Origin of the sequence: Coprococcus sp. AM97-35, from assembly GCF_027697525.1 — a bacterium.
GTDB classification, from domain to species: domain Bacteria; phylum Bacillota; class Clostridia; order Lachnospirales; family Lachnospiraceae; genus Allocoprococcus; species Allocoprococcus comes.
This window is the reverse complement of the sequence record NZ_JAQESL010000043.1, coordinates 1-12,062: the sequence shown is the minus strand read 5'-3', so window position 1 is coordinate 12,062 and position 12,062 is coordinate 1. Positions and strand designations below refer to the sequence as shown.

Below are 12,062 nucleotides of genomic sequence, written 5' to 3'. Positions count from 1 at the left end.
ATTGATGAAGAACGGAATGTTGCTGTTGGCATCATTACAAGGATTATCAAACAAAATATCTGATTACCAAAAGCAATATGAAAAGGAGCTCACTACATCCATTTCTTATTGCGATACAAGATATTCCATGCTATACTGAGCGAGTATAGCTAATCGAGAAAGAGATGCGGATGCAATTTCGACCAGCCCTCTAGTTTTTAAAGGAGGGTGATGCCCATGAACACAATGGAAGTACTCACATTGCTTTTAGTAGTTTTTGCGGCTCTGACTTACATAGATAATCGACATGATAAGAAATAGCATCCACGATAAACCCTGAGAAAGTTTGATGGATGCTATGTCTTAACATAGAAAAAAATTAAATTTTACTGAGGGCATCAGATCTTGCATCTGATTACCTTTCTTAATTAGATTATACACTGGGGGATATGAGAAATCAAGTCCCCCTTTATTATTGTTATTGTCATTACTTAAACTAAATCGACAAATAATATGTTGATAAATATTTTTCTACAGCCCCCTCATTCTCATTTGACCATCATTTAACAGATTTCACATCTAATTCATGGCTATACATTAGTACTTGGTTCTCATTCTGATTCTTCTTTCAAATTTAGTCAGAGCAGACATTTTTAACGACTATTATTTCTATTCAAAAACAGTCACAGATATCTAAACATCAATAAAATATCTGCGACTGTCTTAGAGATATATTTCATTTCAGTTCATACGTTCTAACTTTTTCATTCATGCAGCCATACAAACAGCGAATCTTCTCTCATTATCTCGTCATATATGATTTCCGCCATTTTCTCTTCTGGTGCAGATAGGTTATCTGCACCTAATTTCCTCCCTATTTCATTGTTATGTAAATCCATTTTTTTGTGCTCATCTTTTGTATATCCATCGCTTTCGTTTCCAGTAGTATCTTTATCTTCATGTGCTGTCGCAAAAAGCTCTGCTTTTTCACTTCCTATCAAAACTGTCATTTCGGCATTCCATATTCCGTGTCTAAATGCGTCACTCCTGTCACCCAAACCATTTTTTCCGAATTTTCTTTCGGTTTGTTTAGTGGCAATTTCCTTTGCTTTATTGACTTTTAGTGCATCAAACGGATATCGAATCACTAATTTTTTCTCAGAAGAAGTAAGTGCGTTCCAAATGTCTATGACGCCATCTTTCTTAATAGCATGAATCTGATCCATAAAATCACTTATCTGCTGTTCACTCCATTCCGGATGTTTTGACTTAACATCTAAAATTTGCTTAACGATATCCTCAAACTCATTAGTTTCATCAATTATAAAACCTCTAGAACTCATACTTTCATTTGAAGCAGCATAAACTGAAATGGGAAGTGATGCACTAATCAGTACGCTCACCCCAATAACTATCTCTTTCTTCTTCATCTGTAATACCTCCCCATACAATGGCTTTTCATATCATAATTTAATTCCTATCTGTCATTGAATACTCTCAAAATACCATCCCTTTTTCTTCATCAAATCCAAATGTGTTCCCTGTTCAATGATGCTTCCCCTGTTCAATACATAGATATAATCCGTATCTCGAATAGAGGAAAGTCTATGAGTAATGATAATTTGCGTTTTATTGGTAGACCTTAGGTTATCATAAATTTTCTTTTCTGTAAGCTGATCCAGATTACTGGTAGCTTCATCAAAAATAACTACCTCCGTATCGCTAAGCAGAGCTCTTGCTATGGCAATACGCTGTTTTTGACCACCTGAAATATTTTGTCCTCCTTCTCCAACAAGTGTATCCAATCCCAACGGCATACTTAAAACTTCCTCTTTTAATGCTACAATGTCTAGTACCTTCCATATTTTCTCATCCGGAGCATCACCTATAATATCAATATTCTTTCTTATACTTGCATTTAAGCACATAGGATTTTGAGTAACTACTGAAAACCATTTATAAATCTGTTCCTTCGACATTGATCTGATATCATAATTATTTATCTCAATACATCCTTGATTAATATCCACGGCACCCAGTATGGCTTTTATCAAGGTTGATTTTCCACTACCCGATAAACCAACAATAGCAATTCTCTCGCCTCGCCTAAGATCAAGAGAAACATTATTCAATGCGTATGCCTGCCCACTATTGTAGCAATATGAAACCGAACTTATTTTTAAATTTTCAAATTTTCCAGGTACAAGAACTCCCGTATGATAATTTTCTCTAAAAATCATTAGTTCCTTATAACGTAAAAGCACTTCTTTAATACTATTGATACTCGGTAACAACAATACAACGGTAGTAAAAGGTGCTGTAAAATATCCCACTAAGGTTGCATAGGCTATAAGTTGTCCTATCGTTAACCCTCCTTGCTTCACACTATAACTTCCAATCACGTAAATCATTAAAGGGAAAATCAAGTTTAAGGTTGAGGAAAAACTATTCATCAAATTACTAATTCGAGTTTTTCCCTTGAATCTTTCTATTAACTTACTATAAGAATTTTGTAAATTTGATTTAACTGCATTATCCATCCCCATACATTTTATTTCCATTATATTCTCCAGAGTATCTATCAGTTCTCCCTGTATTGTACTCTGTGAGTATATATACTCTTTCGTCTTTATGAGATTTTTACCATTTAATAAAATCATTATGGCGATCTGTATAATAGAAACAACTAGAACAAATGCAGTCAAATATGGAGATATACTGGTCATAACAGCTAAACATACCAAGGATGTAATCCCTTGGATTATAATGTTTATAAATCCATTGGTAAGAATGTCGTTCAACTGATTTATACTATTGAAACGGTTCCCTATGTCACCTGCGGAATGCCATTCAAAAAAACTTACATCCAAACGGAAAATTTTATGAATCATATTAGAAATCATTGTTTTAAAAAGTTTCATGTTAATATTCAATAAAATTTTCTGTCTTAGTAAGCTCAATACAAAATGGGCACACATAATCAGAAGAACTAAAAGTGTAATTTTCCATATATGAATTGTAATATGGGCAGAAGATAAACTATCTATTACTTTTTGCACAACCATTGGAACAGCTAATGTAATAAGTTGACACATAAGCATCAACATAATTGCAATCATAAATTGAGAGAATTTTACCTCTATTTTAAATTTGGTTTTTTTTATTTTCTTAATATTTCTACTTGGAATAACGGATACAAGAATATCCTTGTATCCGTTTTTTAATTCTAAAAAATCGACAACTCTTTTTCCATTTGCTGGATCAAACAGAATATATTTTCCTTTCTTCTTAGTTTTATCAACTACCACATAGTGGGAATCATTACACAAAATGGCTGGAAGATACTCTATTAAGTTTTTTTCTTCATGATTATACTGGTATGCAGCAAATTTAAATCCATACTTTTCTGCTAATTCTTTCATTTGAGCTAAGGTCATACCGTCTCTGCCAATCTGAATCTCTGCCCCTATGTCCACGATATCACTTTTACACCCGTAATAATTAAGAATCATTGTCAGACATGCTATGCCACAATCCATGCTTCCTAGCTGTGAAACATAATGCACTTTTTTTTGAAACATCAAGTTCCTCCCTTTGTTAAATATTACTTAGCAATTACGCTCCTAAATCTCCAGAGCCAAAATGCATGGTAATTCTGGGTACAAATCTCTTAATAGAGAGTATCCCATTCCTGAGATTCCTGTCATAAATCCTGGTATCTTATACCCATGCAAATAAGACCTTGCACAATCGTAATTTTCATTTATAATATCCATAGCAATTTGTGTTCTCGCAGACAACATCATATGTCTTACTTCTTCATCATTACATTCTTTTGAATATTCAAGTAATATTTCTGTATTCCCCAAATTCCCATGACATAGACAGTCATTATCTGTAAATCCATACATTTTTGTCGCAAATAGTGCACGTTCAATATCACATTGTACTGTTATATAATCACTACTGTCTTTAACCAGGTTATACATCTTACTTCTTGCCAATAAAATCCCTGGTGCCCCATGACACCATGCTGCCATGCATCTATTATCAGAGTTTTCTTCTTTTTTTGCCTCCTCCCGATTGTCTAACCAATTATTATATTTATCAGAATACATGGTATTTTCATATATTAATCCAGAGTGTATTGCCTTTTGATATTCAATATGAAATTGCTCATTATTTAACTTTGTAAGAGCATAAATTATACCTGTAATTCCATGTGACAGCCCAGATAAGCTCTGCCCGTTTCCGCAGCACCACTTACCCTTATTCTGATTTTTTATAAGAATGTTCCCTGCTTCGCACGCCAATTGCAAATATATATCCTTTTGAGCTAAGTGATAAAGATTAAGAAGAACAATAACGGCACCTGCATTACCATAAATCAGATCATTATTTTCATCTGCTTTCAATGCATACTCTAAAATTTTGCAATGTTTTTCTGCATATTCTAAATATTTTTGTTTTCCTGTTATCTTATATAAAACTTCGTATACATATATAACAGAAGCTTCCCCCGCATAAGCACCGCTACTTTCCTTTTCTAAATCCGTGGATCGTTCCAACATATCATCGGTATATTGAAACATCATGGTCTCAAATGCTTTGCAGGCTGCTGACAAATCCACATCAAAATCTGATTGCTGTAGTGCATTATAAAAAAGGGCAATTCCTCCTAATCCTTCATATAAATAAACCCCTAATGGTTGGATATTCCAAGAAGAATTTTCAGAATTTCCAATAGATGTTATTCCTATCCAATTTATATCCTGCCCATCATCACCATAAAAAGCTTTTTGCTCTAATGTATGTAAAATTTTTAATATGGCATTTTTTTTATATTCCTTTTGTCCATGTTCATTATCGCTTCTACTTATACAAAGTTCATTTATATCTTTTTTAGGTTTCTCAACTTTTACATCATTCAAATCTGTTAAAATTATTTTTATAAATCTAATCTGTTCTTCTCTATCTTTCTTGCCCATAGAACAGATCTTATTTCTAAGATGTTGAATACTAGACTCAGCAAAATAGTTCTTCACCACTTCCCCTTCTGATCCATAAAGATCTTCTTTTGAAGTATTGCTATAAAAATATGGAATATCCATATTCAGCATATCCTTTATTTCCAGTTTTGCAATTTCCATATTCCCTTGCATCTGTTCCACATTTTTTAACACTGCACACAAAAATAGTTGCCTATCTTTCGCATCTTGAAGAAAATCCGGATTGTATGATGTGTGCAATAGCATGGAATACCGCTGAGTATCTTGGACTAAATGCCTAACTTCAATATTTTCAAATATCGAAACATAGTTTAATATAAGCTTCTTATTGTCCAAACAAAATGTATATGCGTCAAAAAAACCTTCGCATATCTCATCTATATACTGATTAGGTTCTTTTACCTTTTCCCCCAGTCTCAGTAAATTATTACTAGCTTGAGTAATAGGTCTTTCATATTCATAATGCATATTTGATGTCCCAGCATTTTTTAATCTTGGAATCAGTATTGGATATTGCTCTCCCTCTTGGCCATTAAGAGCACTCATATTTATACCTTTTCCATTTTTAGTGTATTTATAAAAAGGCAGTACTCCAGAATACAACACTGATTCATGTATCTTATCGTAAATTTTTTCTCTACCTGATTTTTTCTTTTTGTCCCTTTTATTATCTAAGACAGTCTCGGCATCTACAACAACCGGATATCCCCCATTAGCAATAAGATTTTCAGTATGTATATCATTGACATTTAATATATAATTGCAAAAAACAAGCACTCCTATCCGATAATAATAATTCCTGACTTCAGCCTCACTGTTACAAGGAAGATTAACTACAAATTCTTCCCATCCATAGTCCCCACAATCCAGAATCAAAAATTGCCTAAAGTCCTTTTTACAATTGGAAGAAATAAATTCCAAAAATGACTGATATGCTTTCTCCACCTTCAGTCCGTGTGGTTTATAAACTATTTTTGTTCCATCTTGAAACTGAATTAAAAAAACACTATTTCCTTTCTTATGTGAATCTGAACCACTCGTTCTTATATCTTTTACTTCAGTCCAGCTCTTTTTCCCACCAAATTTATCTTCTAAAAGTAAAGTATCCTTTTCCATTCTTTCCTGCAATAATATATAATTATTTGCCAAATTTTCCATTAATTCTATCAGCATTCTTTTAAGACCTGGATATATGGAAAATAATTCTTTTATATACTTATCATTACCAAGAAATCTCTGATTATAGTCGTTATATTCTTCTGCTTCATCATTTCCTCTAAGTTCTCCTTGTTCTTTTGCTAAATACATTTCAAAAATAAGAGTGCTTAAAGAAACATCTAAAATCCTTTCCGCTAAATTTTTCAAAAAACAGTCCTGAATTACTTTAACAATATATCCTTTTCTACTCTTTCTTTCTAAAACCCGTTTCCCATATCCCAGAAACCTGAGAACAAATTGATCAAATAATACTTTTGTCCCTTTTTTAGTCAAATAGGATATAGCCTTCTCATTACACATATCAGAATATTCCTGATTTAACGTTGCAAAGCTAATATATTTATGATTTAACGAATACTCTGAAAATAATATCTGCTCTATAGAAACCCCATAAGCCTTATCTATTGATTCAATAACATCTTTACCTAAAATGTTATTCCAATATTCTAATATTTGAGTATCTTTGATTGGAACATCCTTATAATAATTTCTTTCATAAAAATAGGAATTATTGTCACAATTATTTTTATCCATAATAATCTCCTCCATTATGTAAAAAATTTTGAATTTGCATATGATATCTATGCATAGAAGCCAAACCTATTCATTCAGTAGTCATCATACCTGTGGTTTCATACCACTCTCATAAACTAACAGCAAACAAACATAATTGTTCCCCAGTTACATTCTTTTGTTGATGTACAGAACTGAGACCCATCGGAAACTCTTGGTTCACCAGCACCTGCGGAAAAATTGTTTAAATCCGCCTCTTTAATTTCCTTCATTACATTTCCTGCCGGATTCATGAAATTTTCTGGTCTTGTCATTGGATTTCTATAATTTTTCTTCATAAGGCACGCTCCTAACTGCTTCTTGCATAGATACCATATGTAAATTCAAAATGTCTATATCTATACGATTTAATTTTTCACAAAATACTGCAGGAATACAGAACCCTTCAGGTTCATCCTAAGATATTTATTTTTTCATTTCTCATTTCCTTAAAAGGTTCTGTTAAGTTCACTTGACTAGCAGTATGTATTTTCTCTTCTCCTTCCTTACAAACATATATTAAAATTGTTTATGATTACGGACAACATTTCTTTACATTCAATCCACCATTTTTTACCACCCTTTCCGTCTTGTTTGTTTTACCTTTACTTTTCTTTTTGATTTCATATAAACATTCTTTTTGGTTCTGTTTAGCATTTGAAACAATAGTATGGAAACCACCAAAACCCCAATTATAGACATCGCCGCAGGAGGAATTTTATATGTTATTCCATATTCGCTTCCGCATTTAGGATCAACAAGTATCATTGCAGCCTTGATTGGAAACCAATTAAGCATACTTCCTTCCATTGTTGCAAAATATCCGTAGATGAATGCAACGGCAACTCCCAGCAATGATTTTCCTTCTGCAAAAGCACAAACAATAATAATGGGAAGTACTGATATATACACCAATATGTCAGATACAATAATCTGAGCGGCTGACATCAGCATCATATGAATATTCATTCCAGAAAATCCTAAAAAAGCATTAAAACATATTGACAAAAGAGCGTTAAAAATACTAAAAACTATAGTTAAAAATAAAAGCAGCCAAAATTTAGCAATAAGTAACTTTTTATATGAAATAGGTACTGTTAAAATAGATTTTAATGTATCATCTGTTGTTTCCCTGGAAATAATGTACACAGCGACTAATGTAATAATAATCGGGAAAAATAATGTACAATTACTAATAATTACCTGCTGTATAAAATACTGAAAATCCCATACTTTATTTGTGCTTGCAATTGAATAAAAGCAACTCATTAACACAGATAGCGACATCATAACTAATCCAGCTTTTACAACTGAATATCTTTTAATTTTTAATAACTCTGTTGATATAATATTTCCCATTTAAATTACCTCGTCCATTTTTTATAAAATCTAATCATAAGCATTAAAGATAAGAACAATGTTACTCCTAATACCAAAAATGCATAAATATCTGACGGAAACATAATATATGCTTCTTTTGACAAATTATCTTTTATTACATGATCTACCAGTTTACCGCTTGTCCAGTCCATCGCACATATAACTGGAAATAGATTTAGAAATTTTGCGGTACCTTTCACTGCCATTGTTTCAAATAAACCGATAATTCCCCAATTTAGAATCGAATAAAAAAATGCCAACAATGTAGACACTAAATAGGATTTATTAAAATATACTATTATAACCACAATAGGAAGTGACGCTATCGTTATCACAAGCCCAAATATAATACTAAATCCTAGCTTGTATGCTAAATCATATATAATACCAACCTTCAATATCCATGAAAAGAATATTGTAAATGATACACTCGCCAGGCTAAAAAGAGTACCATATATAAAAAGTACACAGATCTTTGCAAGGATCATTTTGGTAATTGTCACGGGCACTGTTCTAATATTTTTAAATGTATCATTATCTCGTTCCATAAAGAACAAGATTGTCGCAAGCATTCCTATTAAACAAGGTGCAAGGAATACAAGACCATAGCCCTGTGTCATAGTAAAGGATAAATCAAACCTCATTTTCAAATAATGTGTGCTCAGATCACCAGACATCCCGTTCTTAGTTGTCATAACCACAATTAAGGGGAAAAAACATGATAATACAATCAGCATGAGCGTGATTTTCCTTCTTTTCAATTTTGTAAACTCACATCTGACTAAATCAAGCAATTCCTTCCCCTCCTGTCACTTTTTTAAAATAGTCCTCTAAAGTATCTTCACACAAATGAGCGTCCATCACGTCTACTCCTTCTTGAACAAAGGAACGAACTATATCTGGTATTGATATACTGAGATTATACACATTTATATCTTGGTTTCCTGATACCTTAAAATTTGATTCTTTATAATACACTGACAGTATTCTTGCTGCTTGGGCATTATCAGAAACCTTGAAGTGTATATATTTTCCATTTTTTTCTTCTAATTCCTTCATACTTCCCTCTTCAATGAGTACGCCTTTATCAATGATACCAATATCGTCTGCTAAAACAGCAATTTCTGAAAGTATATGGCTAGAGATCAATATAGTTTTCCCTCTATTTTTAGATAAATCTTCTATAAATGTTCTTATTTCTGCGATTCCTATCGGATCTAAGCCATTAATTGGTTCATCCAAAATTAATATTTCTGGATCATGCATTACCGCTAATGCTATAGCTAATCGCTGTTTCATTCCTAATGAATACTGCGAATATAACTTTTTATCTTTATATGGTAAATTAACAAGTTTTAATGCCTGTTCGATAGCATCAGTTCTTGGGATTCCTCTCAATTTCGCAAAAATTCTAAGATTTTCCGTACCTGTCAAATTAGGGTAAAATCCAGGACTTTCAATCAGTGATCCTATTCGAGGTAATATTTTTTTCTCTTCAAGCCTTATATCTCTATTAAAAATACGTATGGAACCTGATGTCGGTTCTATGAGGTTTAGCAGCATTTTCATAGTTGTGGTTTTTCCAGCTCCATTTCTCCCTAAAAGTCCATATATCTTTCCCTTTCTTACATGCATATTTAGATTGGAAACACTTTTCTGTTCTCCATATGTTTTAGTTAAATCACGTGTTTGTATAATGTATTGTGACATTTGGTTTTTCTCCTTTCAGAATCTTCTATGTTTTACAGTATAATATATTTTTCTGACAGGAACCTGACAGAAACCTGACAAGAACCTTGTAATTTATTTAATACGAAAAAGATGATACTCGAACGTATCATCTTTTTTGTTACCTTTGTATAACTGAAAATTCAATACAAAATACTGTTCCTTTACCCGGTTCACTAAATGCACTAATTGTCCCACCCATTTTCTCTAGCAATAATTTTGAAATATTTAATCCCAGTCCATTCCCTTTTCCGGATCTTCCTTTATTACACCGGTATAATCTTTCAAAAATATAATTCAAATCTTCCTTTGCTATCCCTATCCCATCATCACCTATCTCGAGTCTAAATTTACCATTCCCCTCTGATGCTGTTATTGATATGTTTGCTGCTTTGCTATGAGTAAAAATATTCTGCACAATATTATTTATAGCCCTCATATAACAATCCTCATCAATCTCAACAATTATAGCTTTCTCAGGAATTTCTATATTATATCCTATTCGATGTTCTTCTATTATAGGGATCCAATCCAAAAAAATCCTTCTGGTTTCTTCAGTAATGTCAACTGCTTTTATTTCCAACTGTTCCTCATCTGAATTAATCCTAAACCACTCGAATAACACTTCGATATATTTTTTTAAGTCATACGCCTTTTCTTTCGCTAGTCTTAGATATTGTTCCTCTTTATCTGAACTTACCAGTTTTAAATCTAGAGCGTCCAAATACCCTATTAAGGTTGTCATGGGTGTTCTGACATCATGTGATAAACTTGTCATGAGTTGCTTATTTGCTTCCAACTCTATGTTACTCTCTTCGATCCTTTTTTCATATTTATACAATATAGAATTTACTCTAAATCCAACTTGATCTATCCTATTATTTTTTTTCAATAGAAACTTTTGTTTGCTTTGACCTTTCTCTATTTCTAAAAGTATTTGATTGAACTCTTTTAGTCTTCTATTAATTTTAAACACATAAAGTGTCAATCCCAAATTATAAAATAAAAGTATGACTAGCACCACATAAAATAATTTCATTTATCTCATAACTCCTTATTGAATCTATATCCAAGACCTCTTACAGTCTGAATATACGAATTTTCTGCTGTTCGCTCTATTTTCTTTCTCAATCTGCTAATAACTGCCATTATGTTATCATCATCATATACATACTCTTCGTTCCAAACATTTTCGTATATTTGTTTCTTCGTGAGAATTTTTCCTTGATTTTTTGCAAGATATATAAGTACATCATATTCTTTTGCAGATAATTTAAGCTCTTCACCAGACAATTCTACTATGCCACTTTCTAAGTCAATTCTTAAATCGCCATATTTCAAAATTGCTTTACTAGCCATATTATTTAAACGTGTGTAACGTCTTATTAGAGATAATACTCTTGCAAAAAACTCTTCCATTTCAAAAGGTTTTGTCAAATAATCATCAGCTCCCGCCCGCAACCCTTTTACTTTTGAGGTGCTGTCATCTTTCGCTGTAAGCATTAGTATTGGTACATTACTCATGTCTCGTATTCTTTCTAAAACTTCAAAACCACTGATTCCTGGCATCATCACATCCAATACAACTAATTGATATTCCTTATCTTTTACTGATTTTATCCCATCAAAACCGTTGCATGAAATATCTGCACAAATATTTTCTTGCAAAAGACTCTCTTGCAAGAGTGTACATAAATCCCTATCATCATCAATAATTATAATATCTTTTCTCATCTCAAGCCTCCAGTAATATGTATATCTCTTCAAATTGATTGCAACAATTATATTGGTAATTATTTTATCACTATATTAACCGTTTGTATCTTACAATATTCTTGTAATTCATATATCGAACCATTTTGGCTAACTCTTTATATATCAAATTTTTATTTCTTCATCTCAACTTGACAAACCTCTACAATTAAAAAAAATTCACCCATACTAGAATAATCTGACAACGATTCCAGGTAGGGGAACATTCGTGGAAGGCAACACCAGCAAAGAAAATCTGAAAAGTTGTCGGGTACAGGGAAAATATGCCGGAACGGTGGAAGACATCCACAAAGGAACTGTTTTTGTCCGGTTAGAATTGGGCGTCAACGCCATTGCTCACAGTTGCTACGACAGCCGCACCGTTGGGAAGAAAGATAAGGTGTCCTTTGTTGTGACACATATTGATGAAGAACGGAATGTTGC

Annotated in this window: 9 protein-coding genes and 1 pseudogene; 1 reads left to right on the top strand and 9 read right to left on the bottom strand. The window is 32.5% G+C overall.

The window, feature by feature from the left end:
• Positions 1–743: 743 nt before the first annotated feature.
• The 9 genes from PG840_RS15995 to PG840_RS15955 form a co-directional block, all read right to left on the bottom strand.
• Positions 744–1,409: a DUF6973 domain-containing protein gene (locus PG840_RS15995; RefSeq protein WP_025580954.1), complete on the bottom strand. Its 666-nt coding sequence runs from the start codon at positions 1,407–1,409 to the stop codon at positions 744–746.
• A 54-nt stretch (positions 1,410–1,463) separates the two neighbouring features.
• Positions 1,464–3,560 carry a peptidase domain-containing ABC transporter gene (locus tag PG840_RS15990; protein ID WP_025580955.1) on the bottom strand — a complete coding sequence of 699 codons (2,097 nt, stop codon included), beginning with the start codon at positions 3,558–3,560 and terminating at the stop codon, positions 1,464–1,466.
• A gap of 42 nt (positions 3,561–3,602) precedes the next feature.
• Complete coding sequence (locus PG840_RS15985; RefSeq protein ID WP_173684412.1) at positions 3,603–6,740, bottom strand: type 2 lanthipeptide synthetase LanM family protein; 3,138 nt, start codon at positions 6,738–6,740, stop codon at positions 3,603–3,605.
• A 116-nt stretch (positions 6,741–6,856) separates the two neighbouring features.
• A complete protein-coding gene (locus PG840_RS15980; protein ID WP_025580957.1) occupies positions 6,857–7,057 on the bottom strand; it encodes a plantaricin C family lantibiotic in 201 nt (66 codons plus the stop codon).
• A 274-nt stretch (positions 7,058–7,331) separates the two neighbouring features.
• The gene (locus tag PG840_RS15975) at positions 7,332–8,117 is read right to left on the bottom strand and encodes an ABC transporter permease (protein WP_117843975.1); all 786 of its coding nucleotides are present in this window, start codon (positions 8,115–8,117) and stop codon (positions 7,332–7,334) included.
• Positions 8,118–8,122: 5 nt separating this feature from the next.
• Positions 8,123–8,932, bottom strand: a complete 810-nt coding sequence (locus PG840_RS15970; RefSeq protein WP_117843974.1) for an ABC transporter permease — start codon at positions 8,930–8,932, stop codon at positions 8,123–8,125.
• Positions 8,925–9,848 carry an ABC transporter ATP-binding protein gene (locus PG840_RS15965; RefSeq protein ID WP_055151469.1) on the bottom strand — a complete coding sequence of 308 codons (924 nt, stop codon included), beginning with the start codon at positions 9,846–9,848 and terminating at the stop codon, positions 8,925–8,927. The genes PG840_RS15970 and PG840_RS15965 overlap by 8 nt, the downstream gene beginning before the upstream one ends.
• Before the next feature lie 139 nt (positions 9,849–9,987).
• Positions 9,988–10,905: a sensor histidine kinase gene (locus PG840_RS15960; protein ID WP_117843973.1), complete on the bottom strand. Its 918-nt coding sequence runs from the start codon at positions 10,903–10,905 to the stop codon at positions 9,988–9,990.
• Positions 10,906–10,910: 5 nt separating this feature from the next.
• Complete coding sequence (locus tag PG840_RS15955) at positions 10,911–11,600, bottom strand: response regulator transcription factor (RefSeq protein ID WP_025580962.1); 690 nt, start codon at positions 11,598–11,600, stop codon at positions 10,911–10,913.
• Between the two features lie 247 nt (positions 11,601–11,847).
• On the opposite strand from PG840_RS15955, the pseudogene PG840_RS15950 reads away from it, so the two are divergent.
• A pseudogene (locus tag PG840_RS15950) lies at positions 11,848–12,062 on the top strand (RNA-binding protein); the annotation flags it as partial.